Raw genomic sequence first — 18,885 nt, forward strand, 5'->3', positions numbered from 1 at the left:
AGTAGGACGTCGCCAAGCAAAAACCTAAGTCGATTCGACTTAGGTTTTTTTGTGTTTATTTTTACTTACTAAATGTCATACTTCATACATTTAATAATTGTAAAGAGGAAAAAAGAGTGAAAATGAGGCTATTCAAAGTAATAGTAATGATTTTTTGTTTTCTAGGTTTTCCGATTGCTCCTAAAATAATGTCTATGTTAGGAAATATTATTTCTACCATAAGTATATATTTTAAATAATGAGAGTAAAAAAGTAGGATGATAGAAATAGGTATTCAATCATTATAGCAATGACTACGATACAAAGGAATAAATATGACAAGAGTGTAGTTGTTTTTTCATTATTGTCCTTCTTATAAATCAAATGAATATAAACGATATGCTTTATCCCGCTATTTGCCGGACAGTAAGACCCCCACCTCAAAATTTAGCGACAGCAAAGAAGTTAGGTAAGATTCAGGCTGTCCGTAAAAGCCTGATTGGTGTGAGCTAATAATCAGTGGGGATGATAGATCTCTAGAAATATATATTCTAATTTCTTATCCTTCTTGCATATAGTTACAATTATTCTTTTGAATATAACTAAAACACGAACGTTATGAGTGACTAATAAAAAAACATTCGATTATTTGTTGACATTGTTTATGAAATATTGTTAATATAGCCATAGAAAGAATAATATATAAGACCTCATATAATCGCGGGGATATGGCCTGCAAGTCTCTACCTAACGACCGTTATTCGTTAGACTATGAGGGAAAGTCACTCGGTATTTTTCTATTCACAAGGGATACGTATGCCTGAGTAGAGCACTTTCTCTCATAGTAAAAGAGAAACTGTTCTATTTCAGGCTTTTTTTATTTGAATCGGGGGGATTCTAATATGAAATCACTAGTTGGAGTCATAATGGGAAGCACGTCAGACTGGGAAACAATGAAATATGCTTGTGACATTTTAGATGAATTAAATATACCGTATGAGAAAAAAGTTGTATCCGCTCATCGGACTCCGGATTATATGTTTGAATATGCAGAGACGGCTCGTGAACGTGGATTGAAAGTTATTATTGCTGGAGCTGGTGGAGCTGCGCATTTACCAGGAATGGTTGCAGCGAAGACGAATCTTCCTGTAATCGGAGTTCCAGTTCAATCAAAAGCGTTAAACGGCTTAGATTCATTATTATCCATCGTCCAAATGCCAGGAGGAGTTCCAGTTGCAACTGTTGCAATTGGTAAGGCTGGTTCAACAAATGCTGGTTTACTTGCTGCACAAATACTTGGATCATTCCATGATGACATACATGATGCATTAGAATTGAGAAGAGAAGCAATTGAAAAAGATGTGCGCGAAGGTAGTGAGCTAGTATGACGAGAATCATTTTACCTGGAAAAACAATCGGTATTATTGGAGGCGGCCAGCTAGGAAGAATGATGGCATTGGCAGCTAAGGAGATGGGATATAAAATTGCTGTTTTAGATCCTACAAAACATTCACCATGTGCACAAGTTGCTGATATTGAAATTGTTGCATCATATGACGATTTAAAAGCAATTCAGCATTTAGCAGAGATCAGTGATGTTGTCACATATGAATTTGAGAATATTGATTATAGATGTTTACAATGGCTTGAAAAACATGCTTACTTACCGCAAGGCAGTCAGTTGTTAAGTAAAACGCAAAATCGTTTTACCGAAAAGAATGCAATTGAAAACGCGGGACTGCCAGTAGCAACGTATAGATTGGTTCAAACTCAAGAGCAGCTTACTGAAGCAATCACCGAGTTATCATATCCGTCCGTCTTAAAAACAACGACAGGTGGATATGACGGGAAAGGGCAAGTTGTTTTAAGAAGTGAAGCTGACGTTGATAAAGCACGAAAGCTTGCGAATGCAGCAGAATGTATTTTAGAGAAATGGGTGCCTTTTGAAAAAGAAGTATCAGTTATTGTAATTCGTAGTGTCAGTGGTGAAACGAAAGTATTTCCGGTAGCGGAAAATATTCATGTAAATAACATTTTGCATGAATCAATCGTTCCAGCTCGCATTACAGAAGAACTTTCTCAAAAAGCAATTGCTTATGCAAGAGTGCTCGCGGATGAACTAGAACTTGTGGGAACACTAGCGGTAGAGATGTTTGCTACAGCTGATGGTGAAATTTATATTAATGAATTAGCACCAAGACCTCACAATTCAGGACACTATACACAGGATGCATGTGAAACGAGTCAATTTGGTCAACATATTCGAGCAATCTGTAATTTACCTCTTGGAGAAACAAATTTGTTAAAACCAGTTGTCATGGTAAACATTTTAGGCGAACATATAGAAGGGGTCCTAAGACAAGTGAATAGATTAACCGGGTGCTATTTACACTTGTATGGAAAAGAAGAAGCAAAAGCGCAGCGGAAAATGGGGCATGTTAATATTTTAAATGATAATATTGAAGTCGCTCTAGAAAAAGCGAAGAGTTTGCATATTTGGGACCATCAAGAACAACTGTTGGAGGGAAAAAGATGATTAGTCGTTATACACGCCCAGAAATGGGTGCAATTTGGACGGAAGAAAACAAATTTAAAGCATGGTTAGAGGTTGAGATTTTAGCTTGTGAAGCATGGGCTGAGCTTGGCGATATTCCAAAAGAAGATGTTAAAAAAATTCGTGAGCATGCATCATTTGATATTGATCGTATTTATGAAATTGAAAAAGAGACACGTCATGACGTAGTTGCATTCACTCGTGCTGTATCAGAAACACCAGCATTAGGTGAGGAACGTAAATGGGTTCATTACGGTTTAACATCTACAGACGTAGTAGATACAGCGTTATCTTACATCTTAAAACAAGCGAATGAAATCATATTAAAAGACTTAGAAAACTTTGTAAGCATTTTAGCTAACAAAGCGAAAGAGCATAAATACACGATCATGATGGGAAGAACACATGGTGTTCATGCAGAACCAACAACATTTGGTTTAAAACTAGGTCTTTGGTATGAAGAAATGAAACGTAACGTAGAGCGTTTCAAACAAGCTGCTGATACAGTTCGAGTTGGTAAACTATCTGGTGCGGTTGGTACATACGCGAATATTGATCCATTCGTAGAAAAATTTGTTTGCGAAAACTTAGGATTAGAAGCAGCGCCAATTTCAACACAAACATTGCAACGTGATCGCCATGCTCATTACATGTCAACACTTGCATTAATCGCAACATCTATCGAAAAGATGGCAGTTGAGATTCGTGGTTTACAAAAGAGTGAAACACGTGAAGTTGAAGAAGCTTTCGCAAAAGGTCAAAAAGGTTCTTCTGCAATGCCACATAAACGTAATCCAATTGGATCTGAAAATATGACTGGTTTAGCTCGTGTTATCCGCGGTTATATGATGACAGCTTATGAAAATGTTCCATTATGGCATGAGCGTGATATTTCTCACTCTTCAGCAGAACGCGTAATTTTACCAGATGCTACAATCGCATTAAATTACATGCTAAATCGCTTTGGTAATATCGTTAAAAACTTAACTGTATACCCAGAGAATATGAAACGCAATATGACAAGAACATACGGCTTAATTTATTCTCAGCGCGTAATGCTTACGTTAATCGACAAAGGTATGGTACGTGAAGAAGCTTACGATATCGTACAGCCTAAAGCGATGGAAGCTTGGGAAACACAAGTACAATTTAAAGAACTTGTAGAAGCAGATGAGCGTATCACAAGCAAATTAACACAAGAAGAAATTAATGAATGCTTCAACTATGAGCATCATATGCAACACGTTGATACAATCTTTGAACGCCTTGGATTAAACGAAGCGTAAAATTTCATATGGCACAGAATAGAGTCATTCTGTGCCATTCTTTATAAAAACATTATTCACATTTTTCAAACTACAGGGGGCTTGCGAAATGCAAAAGCTAGAATTGCTGTATGAAGGTAAGGCAAAAAGAATTTATCGTACAGAATCAGCAGATATGGTTTGGGTAGAGTACAAAGATAGTGCGACTGCTTTCAATGGGGAGAAAAAAGAGACGATTACAGGAAAAGGTCGTTTGAACAATGAGATTACAACTTTATTGTTCAGAAAGTTACAAGAAGTAGGAATTAAAACACACTTTGTTGAGAAGCTATCTGAAACAGAACAACTTGTTAAAAAAGTGAGTATTATTCCTTTAGAAGTTGTCACAAGAAATGTAATTGCAGGAAGTCTTTCAAAACGATTAGGAATGGAAGAGGGAACTGTACTTGCAGAACCAATCGTAGAATTTTACTTCAAAGATGATGATTTAGGAGATCCGCTTGTAACGGAAGATCATATTCGTGTATTAAACGTTGCATCGCCAGAGCAAGTAAGCGTATTACGAGATATGGCTCTACAAATCAATCAAGTGTTGATTGATCATTTCGCAAGCTGTCGTGTAAGATTAGTAGATTTCAAATTAGAGTTTGGTGTAACGGATGAAGGAGAAATCATTTTAGCAGATGAAATTTCACCAGATACTTGCCGTTTATGGGATGAAACGAGCAATGAAAAGTTTGATAAAGACGTATTCCGTCGTGATCTTGGAAATTTAACAGATGCTTATGAAGAGATTTTAAAACGTTTAGGGGGAATTTCACATGTATAAAGTTAAGGTATATGTAACGTTAAGAGAAAGCGTATTAGATCCACAAGGAACAGCAGTAAAAGGAGCACTTCATAGTCTTTCGTTCACAGAAGTACAAGATGTTCGAATCGGAAAGTACATGGAACTAACGATTGATAAATCAGTATCTGATCTTGACGCAAAGATAAAGGAAATGTGTGAAAAACTATTAGCAAACGTTGTAATGGAAGACTTCCGTTATGAAGTTGAGGAGGTTGTCGCACAGTGAAATTTGCAGTAATAGTATTTCCGGGTTCGAACTGTGATGTCGATATGTTCCATGCAATTAAAGATGAGCTTGGCGAAGAAGTAGATTACGTTTGGCACGATACAGAGAATTTAGATGAATATGATGCAATTCTATTACCAGGTGGATTCTCTTACGGTGACTACTTACGCTGCGGTGCTATTTCTCGCTTTGCGAATGCAATGAAAGCAGTGCAAAAAGCTGCTGAGCAAGGAAAGCCGATTTTAGGTGTATGTAATGGATTCCAGATTCTTGTTGAGTCAGGATTACTACCAGGAGCATTAATGAGAAACGAAAACTTAAAATTTATGTGTCGCACTGTTCAGTTACGCGTTGAAAATAATGAAACGATGTTTACATCACAATATGAAAAAGATGAAGTAATCAATATTCCAATCGCACATGGTGAAGGGAATTACTATTGTGATGAAGAGACTCTTAAAAGATTAGAAGAGAATAATCAAATCGCATTCCGTTACGTAGAAAACCCGAATGGAAGCGTTTCAGATATTGCTGGTATTGTAAACGAAAAAGGAAATGTACTTGGTATGATGCCACACCCAGAGCGTGCTGTAGATGAATTACTTGGCGGTGCTGAAGGGTTAAAAGTCTTTCAATCTATCTTAAAACAGTGGAGGGAAACATATGTCGTTAATGCTTGAACCAAATCCAACACAAATTAAAGAAGAGCGCATATATGCGGAAATGGGGCTAACAGACGAAGAGTTTGCCATGGTTGAAAAGATTTTAGGCCGTCTGCCAAATTATACAGAAACAGGATTATTCTCTGTTATGTGGTCTGAACATTGTAGTTATAAAAATTCAAAACCAGTGCTTCGAAAATTCCCAACAACAGGTGAGCGTGTTCTGCAAGGGCCTGGGGAAGGTGCTGGAATTGTAGACATCGGTGATAATCAAGCGGTTGTATTTAAAATGGAAAGCCATAACCATCCTTCAGCTATTGAACCATATCAAGGAGCAGCAACAGGCGTGGGTGGTATTATCCGTGACGTATTCTCTATGGGAGCGCGTCCAGTAGCTCTATTAAACTCACTTCGATTTGGGGAATTACAATCACCACGTGTGAAGTATTTATTCGAAGAAGTAGTAGCAGGGATTGCAGGATATGGTAACTGTATCGGTATTCCGACTGTTGGCGGCGAAGTACAATTTGATCCATGTTATGAAGGAAATCCACTTGTAAATGCAATGTGTGTAGGCTTAATTAACCACGAAGACATTAAAAAAGGGCAGGCACACGGGGCTGGAAATACGGTAATGTACGTAGGAGCATCTACTGGTCGTGACGGTATTCACGGTGCAACATTTGCATCTGAAGAACTATCTGAAAGCTCGGAAGCGAAGCGTCCAGCAGTTCAAGTAGGGGATCCATTTATGGAGAAACTTCTTATTGAAGCTTGCTTAGAACTTATTCAGTCGGACGCACTTGTTGGAATTCAAGATATGGGAGCTGCCGGTTTAACTTCATCTTCTGCAGAAATGGCGAGTAAAGCAGGTATGGGTATTGAAATGTACTTAGATGATGTACCGCAGCGTGAAACAGGAATGACTCCATATGAAATGATGCTATCTGAATCACAAGAGCGTATGCTAATCGTTGTGAAAAAAGGTAGAGAACAAGAAATAGTAGATTTATTTGAGAAGTATGGCCTTGCAGCAGTTACGATGGGGAAAGTAACAGAAGATAAAATGCTTCGTTTATTCCATAAAGGTGAAAAGGTAGCAGAAGTGCCAGCAGATGCTTTAGCAGAAGAAGCACCAATTTATCATAAGCCATCAAAAGAAGCAGCATACTTTGCTGAATTCCAAGCAATGAAAATGGAAACGCCAAAAGTAGAAGATTATAAAGAAACGTTATTTGCTTTATTACAGCAACCAACCATTGCAAGTAAAGAGTGGGTTTATGATCAATATGATTATCAAGTACGCACAAGCACAGTTGTTACACCAGGTTCAGATGCAGCAGTTGTACGTGTACGTGGTACAGAAAAAGGATTAGCGATGACGACAGATTGTAACTCTCGCTATATTTACTTAGATCCAGAAATGGGCGGTAAAATTGCAGTAGCAGAGGCAGCTCGTAATATCGTATGTTCTGGCGGAGAGCCACTTGCAATTACAGATTGCTTAAACTTTGGTAACCCAGAAAAACCAGAGATCTTCTGGCAAATTGAGAAATCAGTGGATGGTATGAGTGAAGCTTGTCGTAGATTACAAACGCCAGTTATCGGCGGAAACGTATCGATGTATAACGAGCGTAGTGGGGAAGCGGTATATCCAACACCGACTGTTGGGATGGTCGGTCTTGTACATGACTTAAAACACGTAACAACACAAGAGTTTAAGCAAGCTGGCGATTTAGTTTATGTAATCGGTGAGACGAAAGCTGAGTTTGGTGGAAGTGAATTACAGAAAATGATTCACGGCAAGATTTTCGGCCAATCACCAAGCATCGATTTAGATGTAGAATTAAAACGCCAAAAACAAGTATTAGAAGCAATTCAAGCTGGCCTTGTTCAATCTGCGCATGACGTTGCTGAAGGTGGTTTAGCAGTTGCAATTTCTGAAAGTGCAATTGGTGCTAACGGCTTAGGTGCTACTGTGCAATTAGTTGGAGAAGCAACAGCCGCATTATTTGCTGAATCACAATCTCGCTTCGTTGTAACTGTCAAACGTGAAAATAAAGAAGCATTCGAGAAAGCGGTAGAAGCAATTCAAGTTGGAGAAGTGACAAATACAAATAAAGTAACAATTCATAATGAAGAGAATGAAGTATTGCTTACAGCAAATGTAGATGAGATGAGAAAGGCTTGGAAAGGGGCAATCCCATGCTTGCTGAAATAAAGGGGTTAAATGAAGAATGTGGTGTCTTTGGAATTTGGGGGCATGAAAATGCGGCACAAGTTTCATACTACGGATTGCACAGTTTACAGCACCGTGGGCAAGAAGGCGCAGGCATTGTCGTAAATAATGGAGAAAAAATCGTCGGTCACAAGGGGTTAGGTTTAATATCGGAAGTGTTTTCAAGAGGTGAGCTAGAAGGATTAAACGGAAAATCAGCAATCGGACACGTACGATACGCGACGGCTGGTGGAAGTGAAGTAGCTAACGTCCAACCATTATTATTCCGTTTTTCTGATCATAGTATGGCATTAGCTCATAATGGAAATTTAATTAATGCAAAAATGCTTCGCCGCGAATTAGAGGCAGAGGGAAGTATTTTTCAAACGAGTTCAGATACAGAAGTACTTTTACATCTTATTAAGCGTAGTACGAAAGATTCTTTAATTGAAAGTGTAAAAGAGGCACTAAATAAAGTGAAAGGTGCGTTTGCATACCTTTTACTAACTGGAAATGAAATGATTGTTGCGCTAGATCCGAATGGGTTCCGTCCTCTTTCAATTGGGAAGATGGGTGATGCTTACGTTGTAGCATCAGAAACATGTGCTTTCGATGTAGTAGGTGCAACATACATTCGTGATGTAGAACCGGGTGAATTACTTATCATCAATGATGAAGGAATTCACGTAGATCGTTTTACAAATGAAGTAGATCATGCAATTTGTAGTATGGAGTACATTTACTTTGCACGTCCGGATTCTAATATTGCAGGTATTAACGTCCATGCAGCACGTAAAAACATGGGGAAACGTTTGGCGGCAGAAGCTCCTATTGAAGCTGATGTTGTTACTGGTGTGCCAGACTCTAGTATTTCAGCAGCAATTGGTTATGCGGAGGCGACAGGTATTCCGTATGAGTTAGGACTAATTAAAAATCGTTACGTTGGACGTACGTTTATTCAACCTTCTCAAGAACTGAGAGAGCAAGGGGTTAAGATGAAACTTTCAGCAGTAAGAGGTGTAGTTGAAGGAAAACGAGTTGTTATGATTGACGATTCTATCGTAAGAGGAACAACAAGTAAACGAATTGTTCGTATGCTTCGCGAGGCTGGAGCGACAGAAGTCCACGTAAGAATTGCGTCACCACCTCTGAAATATCCATGCTTCTATGGCATTGATATTCAAACGAGAAAAGAATTAATTGCAGCAAATCATACAGTAGAAGAAATTCGTGAAATAATCGGTGCAGATTCATTAACATTTTTAAGTGAAGATGGATTAGTAGATGCAATTGGACGTCCATATGAAGGAAAATATGGCGGTCTATGTATGGCTTACTTCAATGGAGACTATCCAACAGCACTTTATGATTATGAGCAAGAGCTTTTAGAAAGTATGAAATAAGAAGAAAAAAGCTTCTACTTCTTTTGAGGTAGAAGCTAGCTTCTTTCTTAAAACGGCCAGCCCTAGATAGGGAGAAATTAAAAGACGAGGTGTAGATAACGATGGCGAATGCATATAAGCAAGCGGGAGTAGATATTGAAGCTGGATATGAAGCGGTATCTCGCATGAAAAAACACGTACAAACAACTATGAGAAAAGAAGTACTAGGCGGTTTAGGCGGTTTTGGAGGTATGTTTGATCTATCAAAATTTGCATTAGAAGAACCTGTATTAGTATCTGGAACAGATGGTGTGGGAACGAAATTGATGCTCGCTTTTATGGCAGATAAACATGACACAATTGGTATTGATGCAGTAGCAATGTGTGTAAATGATATTGTTGTCCAAGGAGCAGAGCCGCTTTTCTTCCTTGATTATATTGCTTGTGGTAAAGCTGAACCTAGTAAAATTGAAAACATCGTCAAAGGTATATCAGAGGGCTGTCGCCAAGCAGGTTGTGCATTAATTGGTGGAGAAACAGCTGAAATGCCAGGAATGTATTCTACAGAAGAGTATGATTTAGCTGGCTTTACAGTTGGAATTGTTGATAAAAAGAAAATTGTAACAGGTGAAAAGATTGAAGCTGGTCAAGTATTAATCGGCTTAGCATCTAGTGGTATTCATAGTAACGGTTATTCTTTAGTAAGAAAAGTATTGCTAGAAGATGGAGAACTATCTTTAGATCGTATTTACGGACGCTTAGAACTACCTCTTGGTGAAGAATTATTAAAACCAACGAAAATTTATGTCAAACCTATTTTAGAACTATTGAAGAAATATGAAGTATACGGTATGGCGCATATTACAGGTGGCGGATTCATTGAGAATATTCCACGTATGTTACCAGAAGGAATCGGTGCAGAAATTGAATTAGGGTCTTGGAAAATTCAACCGATCTTCAGTTTACTTCAAGAAGTTGGAAAACTAGAAGAGAAAGAAATGTTCAATATTTTTAACATGGGTATTGGTATGGTAGTAGCAGTGAAGGAAGAAGAAGCAAAAGATATTGTTCGTCTTCTTGAAGAGCAAGGAGAAACAGCTCATATTATTGGACGTACTGTACAAGGGGCTGGCGTTACCTTCAATGGGGGCACAGAACTATGAGTAGATTAGCAGTTTTTGCTTCTGGAAGCGGATCTAACTTTCAATCTCTCGTTAATGCAGTAGAGGAGAAAAGATTGGATGCAGAAATTAGTTTATTAGTATGTGATAAACCAGAAGCACGCGCTGTTGGTCGGGCGCATTATCATCATATTCCATGCTTCGCCTTTTCAGCGAAAGCATATGAGTCAAAAGAAGTGTTTGAAACAGAGATATTAAAGAAGCTAGAAGAATATGAAATTGATTATGTTATTTTAGCTGGATATATGCGTTTAATTGGGCCAACGTTACTAGAAGCATACGGTGGGAAGATTATTAATATTCATCCATCACTATTACCAAGTTTTCCAGGGAAAGATGCTGTTGGTCAAGCGTTAGAAGCAGGTGTGAAAATAACTGGAGTAACGATTCATTATGTAGATGCAGGTATGGATACAGGACCAATTATTGCGCAAGAAGCAGTAGTTGTTTCTGAAGGGGATACGAGAGAAAGCTTACAAAAGAAAATTCAACAAGTTGAACATAAATTATACGTAAATACAGTGAATCAAATTGTTCAATCTGTGAAAGAACCAACTGTTAACTAACATACAACCAGGGGTGAAGGATCAATGAAAAAGCGTGCATTAGTAAGTGTTTCAGATAAAACAGGAGTAGTAGAATTTGTTAAAGGTTTACTAGAACAAGGGATCGAAGTTATATCAACAGGTGGTACGAGAAAATTACTAGAAGAGAACGGATTACAAGTAATTGGTATTTCTGAAGTAACAGGTTTCCCAGAGATTATGGATGGTCGTGTAAAAACCTTACACCCAAATATTCATGGTGGTCTATTAGCAGTTCGTGATAATGAAACGCATGTAGCGCAAATGAATGAATTAGGTATGGAGCCAATTGATTTTGTTGTCGTTAACTTATACCCATTCAAAGAAACAATCGCTAAGCCTGATGTAACATTTGCTGATGCAATTGAAAATATTGATATCGGTGGCCCAACAATGATTCGCTCTGCAGCGAAAAATCATAAGTTTGTTTCTGTAATTGTAGATCCAGTAGATTATGATGTTGTATTAGCAGAACTGAAAGAGAACGGTGAAGTAACAGATGAAACGAAACGTAAATTAGCAGCGAAAGTATTCCGGCATACAGCAGCATATGATGCGCTAATTTCTAATTACTTAACAGAGCAAATGGGTGAAGAAAGTCCTGAAACATTAACTGTGACATTTGAGAAAAAACAAGACTTACGCTATGGAGAAAATCCACATCAAAAAGCGACTTTCTATAAAGCGCCATTCGCAGCAACTTCTTCTGTTGCATATGCGGAACAATTACATGGTAAAGAATTATCTTATAACAATATCAATGATGCAGACGCAGCGCTTAGTATCGTAAAAGAATTTACAGAGCCAGCAGTAGTAGCGGTAAAACATATGAATCCATGTGGTGTTGGAGTAGGTACTGATATTCATGAAGCATACACACGCGCTTATGAAGCGGATCCAGTATCAATCTTTGGAGGAATTATTGCAGCGAATCGTGAAATCGACAAAGCTACAGCTGAAAAGTTACATGAAATTTTCTTAGAAATTATTATTGCACCTTCTTTCTCAAAAGAAGCTTTAGAAGTGTTGCAAGGTAAGAAAAACTTACGTTTACTAACTGTAAATATTGAAAAAGCGACAAGTGCGAGCAAAAAACTAACTTCTGTACAAGGTGGTCTTCTTGTTCAAGAGGAAGATACGTTATCATTAGATGAAAGTACAATTTCAATTCCGACGAAACGTGAACCGTCAGAGCAAGAGTGGAAAGATTTAAAACTAGCTTGGAAAGTTGTAAAACATGTGAAATCAAACGCAATTGTTTTAGCGAATGATAACATGACAGTTGGTGTAGGTGCAGGACAGATGAACCGCGTAGGTTCTGCAAAAATCGCAATTACACAAGCTGGCGAAAAAGCACAAGGTAGCGCACTTGCATCTGATGCTTTCTTCCCAATGCCAGATACAGTAGAAGAAGCAGCAAAAGCTGGTATTACAGCAATTATCCAACCGGGTGGATCAATTCGTGATGAGGATTCTATTAAAGTGGCAGATAAGTATGGGATTGCTATGGTGTTCACTGGCGTACGTCATTTCAAACACTAATAGAGGATGTTTAAAAAGTCCGGTCAAGATAACTGTCGCATGTCGTCGTTGCATTGCCAGTGCGGTACTCATGTAGGAAAGCTACACTCCGTGTCCTCCTGTCAAATGCGCCTCGACCTGCTCGGTTCTCTTGATCCTCCTTTTTAAACTTACATTGATAGAAAAGCAAACTAGGAGCATAGCTTCTAGTTTGTACTTATTTAAATATTGGGGGATGAAATATGAATGTTTTAGTAATCGGCCGCGGTGGGCGTGAGCATGCTTTAGCTTGGAAATTTGCACAGTCTGAAAAGGTAGAAAAAGTGTATGTAGCACCAGGTAATGAAGGGATGCGAGATGTTGCAACACCTGTTGATATTGATGAAAATGATTTTGAAGCATTGGTCTTATTTGCAAAAGAGAATAATGTTGAGTTAACTTTCGTGGGGCCAGAAATTCCGCTTATGAATGGAATTGTTGATCATTTTAAAGAAGAGGGACTTCGTGTATTTGGTCCGAATAAAGCGGCGGCTGTTATTGAAGGTAGTAAAGCTTTTACTAAAGAATTGATGAAAAAATATAATATTCCAACTGCGGCGTACGAAACTTTTACAGACTATGAAGAAGCAGTACAGTACATTGAAAAAGTTGGTGCACCAATTGTTATTAAGGCAGACGGCTTAGCGGCTGGTAAAGGTGTAACGGTAGCGATGACGCTTGAAGAAGCATTACAGGCTGTGAAAGAAATGCTACAAGATGTAAAATTCGGTGAAGCAAGTAAGAAGGTCGTTATTGAAGAGTTTTTAGATGGACAAGAATTTTCATTAATGGCATTTGTGAATGGAACAACTGTGCATCCGATGGTAATTGCGCAAGATCATAAACGAGCTTTTGATGGTGATAAAGGTCCGAATACAGGCGGAATGGGGGCGTATTCTCCGGTACCACAAATACCAGAATCAGCAGTTCAAGAGGCGATAAAAACGGTATTACATCCAACTGCTAAAGCGATGATTGCAGAAAACCGTTCGTTTACAGGAATTTTATATGCGGGACTCATTTTAACAAAGGATGGCCCAAAGGTAATTGAATTTAATGCCCGCTTTGGTGATCCTGAAACAGAAGTAGTATTACCTCGCTTAGAAAATGATTTAGTTGATGTATGTAACGCTGTATTAGATGAAAGTGAGTTAACATTACAATGGTCAGAGGAAGCCGTAATTGGTGTTGTACTTGCTTCGAAAGGATATCCAGAAGCATATAAAAAAGGTGACATGATTAATAAATTAGACGCATTGCAAGATGTGATTGTTTTCCATTCAGGCACAGCGATGAAGCATGGTGACTTTGTAACAAACGGTGGCCGTGTACTATTTGTTGCTTGTAAGGCAAATACTTTACAAGAAGCAAAAGATAAGGTGTATAAAGAAATCGGCAAAATTGAGAGTGATGGTCTATTTTACCGAAGTGATATAGGATATCGTGCAATTGGACATGAGATGACGAAAAGTTAATATGTAAAATCCCGCTGATTTCTCAGCGGGATTTTTTATGCATCTTTATCTTTTTTCAATTTTCCTTTTTGCTTTGCCATTTCTCGAAGCAAATATTCGATGTGTGCATTGACGCTACGAAACTCATCATTCGCCCATTTTTCGATGACTGCGTGTAATTCAGGATCAATACGTAATGGAAAGCTTTTCTTTTTAGCCATAATGATTTACAACCTTTTAGTATAGGCTTCCTGTATTAATAACTGGTTGCGCACCTTTATCTGAAACGATGGCAACTAATAAATTGTTCACCATATTTGCTTTACGCTCGTCATCTAATTCAAGTACGCCTTCCTCATCTAACATATGGATTGAATCTTTTGCCATCTTCACAGCACCTTCAACAATCTCTTTTCTAGCAGCTAATACTGCTTTTGCTTGTTGACGTTGGAGCATTGCATGGGCAATTTCTGTTGCGTAAGCTAAATGTGTTAAACGAGTTTCTAATACTTCTACGCCAGCGATTTCAAGGCGTGCTTCTAACTCACGTTTTAATTCTTCAGAGATTTCTTCCGTATTTCCACGTAACGTGATGCAAGTTTCATCTTGGAAATTGTCATAAGGATATTTTGTTGCGACGTGGCGGATTGCTGTTTCACTTTGAATTTCTACAAATCGATCGTAATGTTCAACACCGAACATTGCTTTTGCAGAATCAACAACTTTATATACGATAACGGCTGCAATTTCAATTGGATTTCCCTCAACATCGTTTACTTTTAACTTCTTACTATTAAAGTTTTCAACACGTAACGATACAGTTTGACGGAATGCGAATGGAATTGTTAAAAATAAACCGTTTTGACGAATTGTTCCTAAATAATTACCGAAAAACGTAATGACTTTTGCTTGGTTTGGTTGAACAATACCAATACCTGTAGCAAGAACTGCGGCTAAAATAATAGATAATGCCGCTCCTATGAAAATTTCTTGTACAAGGAAAAATACACCGATAGCGGCTAAAATTAAAATCCCGATAATACCGAGAAAACCATTTACATAAAAAACTTGTTTTTCTTTCATATGATCGCCTCCTGATATAAAAATGATATCACTTTTATATCATATTACGCAAGGGATTTACACCTAATTTTCTGAAATTAATGATTAGGTATCTCTTATGTATATTTTGAGGTCTAAAACAGAATGTACGTTCTGTTTTATGGTAAAATAAAGAAGACTTAACCGCCCACTGCAGCAGCTAAGTCCCTTTGAGAGCATCTTGCGTCGTGACAAATGATTCAAAGCGGTTTTGCCAGGATTATATCTTCAATCGCTGACTCAATCTCTTTGTCAGAAGTGTCATAACTTCCATTTGACTTTGGTTTGTCGTGATTGGAAGTTTGGTTCACTTCTTCTTTAGTATGTCCCTTTTCAGCGAAATTCATGCTAGGCATTTTAAATGCCCCCATATTCATGTATTTTCCGAATTTCCACATTTCAACAACAGGGCAGAAACGAACAATTCCCTCTGCAATTTTCATTGCACCAATCCATAGCAACACGTTAGACCAAGTGCACCAAGGTTTGCGTACGAGTTTAGTTGCACTACAACCGAAGAGGACAAGTCCGAGTGTAATTCGAATTAGGGCATTTATTGTACCGATATTTTGCTTCATTAGAAAAACACTCCTTTTTATGAAAGTTGAAATAGATAATACTATTTCTTTTATTAGTATCCCGTTTGATTTTTGGGATATGTAATCCAACATTTGACGTGGAAAAAGATGTTGGAATGTGCGTGTGTGTAAGTAGCTTTTTTTGTTATAATGAAAGAATGCATAAAAGGAACTTCAAAATTAAATCCTCTCGTTTAAAAAATATGGAAGAGGTAATTCCAAACTTAATTCTCCGTTTTAAACAAATATTTAAGATGAAGTTAAAACAATAATGATGAAAATAAACTGTTATTTTGAACAGAAATATATAACTCGAGAAAAGAAAGGGTGTTTTCATGTACGATATTTCCGGGTGGAAACATGTATTTAAGCTTGATCCAAATAAGGAGTTAAGTGATGAACATTTAGAGATGATTTGTGAGTCTGGAACAGATGCTGTTATTGTAGGCGGAAGTGATGGAGTGACAATTGATAATGTACTACACATGCTAGTTAGCATTCGTAGATATGCAGTTCCTTGTGTATTAGAGGTTTCTGATGTGGAAGCAATTACACCAGGATTTGATTTTTATTATATCCCAAGCGTTTTAAATAGCCGAAAGGTGGAATGGGTAACAGGTGTTCATCATGAGGCTTTGAAAGAATTTGGGGATATTATGGACTGGGACGAAATTTTCATGGAAGGATATTGTGTTTTAAATCCTGAAGCGAAAGTAGCCCAGCTTACAGATGCGAAATGTGATGCAACAGAGGATGATGTGATTGCATACGCACGTTTAGCAGACAAGCTATTACGTTTACCGATATTTTACTTAGAATATAGCGGTACGTATGGCGACATTGAACTTGTTAAAAATGTAAAAGCAGAATTAAAACAAGCGAAGTTGTATTATGGCGGCGGTATTTCTAATGCAGAGCAAGCGAAAGAAATGGCGCAGTATGCTGATACAGTAGTTGTTGGAAATATTATTTATGATGATATAAAAGCAGCGTTAAAAACAGTTAAAGCAGTAAAAGGAGAGTAGGTGCAGGCGTATATGAGTACAACAGATAGGTTATTAAATGGTTTAAATCCGCAACAACAAAAAGCAGTACAAACAACAAATGGACCACTTCTATTAATGGCAGGTGCAGGTAGTGGTAAAACACGTGTGTTAACACATCGTATTGCGTATTTACTTGGTGAAAAAGGTGTAGCACCATGGAATGTACTAGCTATTACCTTTACAAATAAAGCAGCCCGTGAAATGCGCGAGCGTATTGATACACTTGTCGGACCAGAAGCAGAAGATATTTGGATTTCGACGTTCCACTCTATGTGTGTACGTATTTTACGACGTGATATCGATCGTATTGGTATTAATCGTAACTTTACAATCTTAGATTCAGGCGATCAGTTAACTGTAGTCAAAAAAATTATGAAAGAGCGCAATATTGATCCGAAGAAATTTGAGCCGCGCTCTATTTTAGCTGGGATTAGTAATGCGAAAAATGAATTGTTATCTGCAGATAAATATGCGAAAAAAATTACAATCGCTGATCCATATGAAAAATTAACGAGCGATGTATATACAGAATATCAAAAACGTCTTTTGAAAAATAATTCATTAGACTTTGATGATTTAATTATGACAACGATTCAGTTATTTGAACGTGTTCCAGAAGTACTAGAGTTTTATCAGCGTAAGTTCCAATATATTCACGTGGATGAGTATCAAGATACGAACAAAGCACAGTACCTTCTTGTTAAACATTTAGCGGCACGTTTTAAAAATTTATGCGTTGTAGGTGACTCAGATCAATCTATTTACCGCTGGCGTGGTGCGGACATTTCTAACATTTTATCATTCGAAAAAGACTATGAGAATGCGCAAGTTATTCTGTTAGAACAAAACTATCGTTCGTCACAAAATATTTTAAATGCAGCGAATGCTGTTATCGAAAAAAATACGAATCGTAAACCAAAGAAATTATGGACAGATAATCAAGTTGGAAGCAAAATCTCGTATTATCGTGCTGCAACGGAAAAAGACGAAGCATATTTTGTTGCGAAAAAAATTCGTGATGATATTCAAATGGGAAAACGAAAATATACTGATTTTGCAGTGTTATATCGTACAAATGCTCAGTCTCGTATGGTCGAGGAGATTTTCCTGAAATCTAATATTCCTTACAAAATCGTCGGCGGTACTAAGTTCTACGATCGTAAAGAGATTAAAGATATTTTGGCGTATTTACGTTTAATTGGGAATCCAGATGATGAGATTAGTTTCGCACGGATTATTAACATGCCAAAGCGCGGAATTGGTGCGACTTCTATCGATAAAATTATTAATTACGGTGTACAAAATGGAATTTCATTAACTGCTGTATTCGATGAGATTGAGCATGTTGGAGTAAGTGCAAAAATTACAAAGGCAGTAAAAGAATTCGCAGGTTTATTACACAACTGGGTAAATATGCAAGAGTATTTATCTGTTACAGAATTGGTAGAGGAAGTTATTGAAAAAACAGGCTATCGCGATATGTTGAAAAACGAGCGTACTTTAGAAGCAGAAGGTCGTTTAGAGAACTTAGATGAGTTTTTATCTGTTACGCAAACATTTGAATCTCAAAGCGAAGATAAGAGTCTTGTTGCATTCTTAACAGACTTAGCGCTTGTTGCTGACATTGATCGTGTAGATGAAGATCCAACTGCTGGTGAGGAAGTTATTTTAATGACGATGCACTCAGCAAAAGGATTAGAATTCCCAGTTGTCTTTATTGTAGGTTTAGAGGAAGGAATATTCCCTCATACGCGTTCTCTAATGGAAGAAGATGAAATGCAAGAAGAGCGTCGTCTCGCTTATGTAGGTATTACTCGTGCAGAAGAAGAGTTATATTTATCCAATGCACAAATGCGTACTTTATTTGGTAGAACAAGTATGAATGCCGCATCTCGATTTATTACAGAAATCCCGGCAGAATTAGTGGAATCATTAAATGAAACAGCACCGAAGCGTGAAACTTCGTTTGGTGCAAAAGGCAGAACGGCAAGTAGCGGTAAAACGACAATCACAACAACAACACGCTCTCGTTCAGCTTTCGCGCGCCCTGCAGCTAAGACAACAGGTGGCGAACAAATCGGCTGGGCAGTAGGCGATAAAGCTTCCCACCAAAAATGGGGAGTCGGTACAGTTGTAAGTGTAAAAGGTGAAGGTGATGCAAAAGAATTAGATATTGCGTTCCCAAGCCCAATTGGTGTTAAACGTTTGTTAGCAAAATTTGCACCTGTGACGAAACAATAGGAAA

The 18,885-nt window shown here is 37.8% G+C and carries 17 protein-coding genes, 1 pseudogene and 1 riboswitch; of the genes and pseudogenes, 14 read left to right on the forward strand and 4 right to left on the reverse strand.

Going from position 1 to position 18,885, the window contains the following annotated elements:
* Positions 1 to 82: 82 nt before the first annotated feature.
* Positions 83 to 282, reverse strand: a pseudogene (locus tag DN390_RS31210) (hypothetical protein).
* 387 nt (positions 283 to 669) lie between these two features.
* Positions 670 to 771, forward strand: a riboswitch (purine riboswitch).
* 110 nt (positions 772 to 881) lie between these two features.
* Here DN390_RS31210 and purE point away from each other — a divergent pair.
* The 12 genes from purE to purD all read left to right on the forward strand — a co-directional run bounded on the left by purE (position 882) and on the right by purD (position 13,936).
* Entirely contained in the window at positions 882 to 1,367 is a 486-nt protein-coding gene (purE, locus tag DN390_RS19315) for a 5-(carboxyamino)imidazole ribonucleotide mutase (protein ID WP_000839367.1), read from the forward strand.
* Positions 1,364 to 2,515, forward strand: coding sequence for a 5-(carboxyamino)imidazole ribonucleotide synthase (purK, locus tag DN390_RS19320; protein ID WP_063221556.1), 1,152 nt, complete (start codon positions 1,364 to 1,366; stop codon positions 2,513 to 2,515). Before purE ends, purK begins: the two co-directional genes overlap by 4 nt.
* Complete coding sequence (purB, locus tag DN390_RS19325; protein ID WP_060629311.1) at positions 2,512 to 3,819, forward strand: adenylosuccinate lyase; 1,308 nt, start codon at positions 2,512 to 2,514, stop codon at positions 3,817 to 3,819. The genes purK and purB overlap by 4 nt, the downstream gene beginning before the upstream one ends.
* Before the next feature lie 88 nt (positions 3,820 to 3,907).
* Positions 3,908 to 4,627: a phosphoribosylaminoimidazolesuccinocarboxamide synthase gene (gene purC, locus DN390_RS19330; RefSeq protein ID WP_001170542.1), complete on the forward strand. Its 720-nt coding sequence runs from the start codon at positions 3,908 to 3,910 to the stop codon at positions 4,625 to 4,627.
* Positions 4,620 to 4,874, forward strand: coding sequence for a phosphoribosylformylglycinamidine synthase subunit PurS (purS, locus tag DN390_RS19335; protein ID WP_060629312.1), 255 nt, complete (start codon positions 4,620 to 4,622; stop codon positions 4,872 to 4,874). The genes purC and purS overlap by 8 nt, the downstream gene beginning before the upstream one ends.
* Positions 4,871 to 5,554, forward strand: a complete 684-nt coding sequence (gene purQ, locus DN390_RS19340) for a phosphoribosylformylglycinamidine synthase subunit PurQ (protein ID WP_048375606.1) — start codon at positions 4,871 to 4,873, stop codon at positions 5,552 to 5,554. Before purS ends, purQ begins: the two co-directional genes overlap by 4 nt.
* Positions 5,538 to 7,757: a phosphoribosylformylglycinamidine synthase II gene (gene purL, locus DN390_RS19345; RefSeq protein ID WP_147808137.1), complete on the forward strand. Its 2,220-nt coding sequence runs from the start codon at positions 5,538 to 5,540 to the stop codon at positions 7,755 to 7,757. Before purQ ends, purL begins: the two co-directional genes overlap by 17 nt.
* Positions 7,742 to 9,157, forward strand: coding sequence for an amidophosphoribosyltransferase (gene purF, locus DN390_RS19350; protein WP_000879028.1), 1,416 nt, complete (start codon positions 7,742 to 7,744; stop codon positions 9,155 to 9,157). Before purL ends, purF begins: the two co-directional genes overlap by 16 nt.
* Positions 9,158 to 9,258: 101 nt before the next feature.
* Entirely contained in the window at positions 9,259 to 10,299 is a 1,041-nt protein-coding gene (gene purM, locus DN390_RS19355; protein ID WP_098609050.1) for a phosphoribosylformylglycinamidine cyclo-ligase, read from the forward strand.
* Entirely contained in the window at positions 10,296 to 10,883 is a 588-nt protein-coding gene (gene purN / locus DN390_RS19360) for a phosphoribosylglycinamide formyltransferase (RefSeq protein ID WP_060629315.1), read from the forward strand. The genes purM and purN overlap by 4 nt, the downstream gene beginning before the upstream one ends.
* 24 nt (positions 10,884 to 10,907) lie before the next feature.
* Positions 10,908 to 12,443: a bifunctional phosphoribosylaminoimidazolecarboxamide formyltransferase/IMP cyclohydrolase gene (gene purH, locus DN390_RS19365; RefSeq protein ID WP_097949811.1), complete on the forward strand. Its 1,536-nt coding sequence runs from the start codon at positions 10,908 to 10,910 to the stop codon at positions 12,441 to 12,443.
* A 221-nt stretch (positions 12,444 to 12,664) separates the two neighbouring features.
* A complete protein-coding gene (gene purD / locus DN390_RS19370) occupies positions 12,665 to 13,936 on the forward strand; it encodes a phosphoribosylamine--glycine ligase (protein WP_147808138.1) in 1,272 nt (423 codons plus the stop codon).
* A gap of 35 nt (positions 13,937 to 13,971) precedes the next feature.
* Here purD and DN390_RS19375 read toward each other — a convergent pair whose 3' ends face one another.
* From DN390_RS19375 to DN390_RS19385, 3 genes are all read right to left on the reverse strand, one after another.
* Positions 13,972 to 14,136: a type II toxin-antitoxin system antitoxin gene (locus tag DN390_RS19375; protein ID WP_001085171.1), complete on the reverse strand. Its 165-nt coding sequence runs from the start codon at positions 14,134 to 14,136 to the stop codon at positions 13,972 to 13,974.
* Between the two features lie 16 nt (positions 14,137 to 14,152).
* A complete protein-coding gene (locus tag DN390_RS19380) occupies positions 14,153 to 14,998 on the reverse strand; it encodes an SPFH domain-containing protein (RefSeq protein ID WP_097949809.1) in 846 nt (281 codons plus the stop codon).
* Between the two features lie 218 nt (positions 14,999 to 15,216).
* Positions 15,217 to 15,594 carry a YgaP family membrane protein gene (locus DN390_RS19385; RefSeq protein WP_147808139.1) on the reverse strand — a complete coding sequence of 126 codons (378 nt, stop codon included), beginning with the start codon at positions 15,592 to 15,594 and terminating at the stop codon, positions 15,217 to 15,219.
* Positions 15,595 to 15,929: 335 nt separating this feature from the next.
* On the opposite strand from DN390_RS19385, the gene pcrB reads away from it, so the two are divergent.
* Both pcrB and pcrA read left to right on the forward strand, forming a co-directional pair.
* Entirely contained in the window at positions 15,930 to 16,619 is a 690-nt protein-coding gene (gene pcrB / locus DN390_RS19395; protein WP_097949808.1) for a heptaprenylglyceryl phosphate synthase, read from the forward strand.
* Between the two features lie 12 nt (positions 16,620 to 16,631).
* Positions 16,632 to 18,881: a DNA helicase PcrA gene (gene pcrA, locus DN390_RS19400; RefSeq protein ID WP_141559459.1), complete on the forward strand. Its 2,250-nt coding sequence runs from the start codon at positions 16,632 to 16,634 to the stop codon at positions 18,879 to 18,881.
* Positions 18,882 to 18,885 lie beyond the last annotated feature (4 nt).

The organism is Bacillus sp. SH7-1 (assembly GCF_008042405.1).
Classification (GTDB): Bacteria; Bacillota; Bacilli; order Bacillales; family Bacillaceae_G; genus Bacillus_A; species Bacillus_A thuringiensis_N.

What these genes read in the sequence shown, in the direction of transcription:
- purE (WP_000839367.1), top strand. Translation starts at nt 882, where the DNA reads ATGAAATCACTAGTTGGAGTCATAATGGGAAGCACGTCAGACTGGGAA.
- purK (WP_063221556.1), top strand. Translation starts at nt 1,364, where the DNA reads ATGACGAGAATCATTTTACCTGGAAAAACAATCGGTATTATTGGAGGC.
- purB (WP_060629311.1), top strand. Translation starts at nt 2,512, where the DNA reads ATGATTAGTCGTTATACACGCCCAGAAATGGGTGCAATTTGGACGGAA.
- purC (WP_001170542.1), top strand. Translation starts at nt 3,908, where the DNA reads ATGCAAAAGCTAGAATTGCTGTATGAAGGTAAGGCAAAAAGAATTTAT.
- purS (WP_060629312.1), top strand. Translation starts at nt 4,620, where the DNA reads ATGTATAAAGTTAAGGTATATGTAACGTTAAGAGAAAGCGTATTAGAT.
- purL (WP_147808137.1), top strand. Translation starts at nt 5,538, where the DNA reads ATGTCGTTAATGCTTGAACCAAATCCAACACAAATTAAAGAAGAGCGC.
- purF (WP_000879028.1), top strand. Translation starts at nt 7,742, where the DNA reads ATGCTTGCTGAAATAAAGGGGTTAAATGAAGAATGTGGTGTCTTTGGA.
- purM (WP_098609050.1), top strand. Translation starts at nt 9,259, where the DNA reads ATGGCGAATGCATATAAGCAAGCGGGAGTAGATATTGAAGCTGGATAT.
- purN (WP_060629315.1), top strand. Translation starts at nt 10,296, where the DNA reads ATGAGTAGATTAGCAGTTTTTGCTTCTGGAAGCGGATCTAACTTTCAA.
- purH (WP_097949811.1), top strand. Translation starts at nt 10,908, where the DNA reads ATGAAAAAGCGTGCATTAGTAAGTGTTTCAGATAAAACAGGAGTAGTA.
- purD (WP_147808138.1), top strand. Translation starts at nt 12,665, where the DNA reads ATGAATGTTTTAGTAATCGGCCGCGGTGGGCGTGAGCATGCTTTAGCT.
- DN390_RS19375 (WP_001085171.1), bottom strand. Translation starts at nt 14,136, where the DNA reads ATGGCTAAAAAGAAAAGCTTTCCATTACGTATTGATCCTGAATTACAC.
- DN390_RS19380 (WP_097949809.1), bottom strand. Translation starts at nt 14,998, where the DNA reads ATGAAAGAAAAACAAGTTTTTTATGTAAATGGTTTTCTCGGTATTATC.
- DN390_RS19385 (WP_147808139.1), bottom strand. Translation starts at nt 15,594, where the DNA reads ATGAAGCAAAATATCGGTACAATAAATGCCCTAATTCGAATTACACTC.
- pcrB (WP_097949808.1), top strand. Translation starts at nt 15,930, where the DNA reads ATGTACGATATTTCCGGGTGGAAACATGTATTTAAGCTTGATCCAAAT.
- pcrA (WP_141559459.1), top strand. Translation starts at nt 16,632, where the DNA reads ATGAGTACAACAGATAGGTTATTAAATGGTTTAAATCCGCAACAACAA.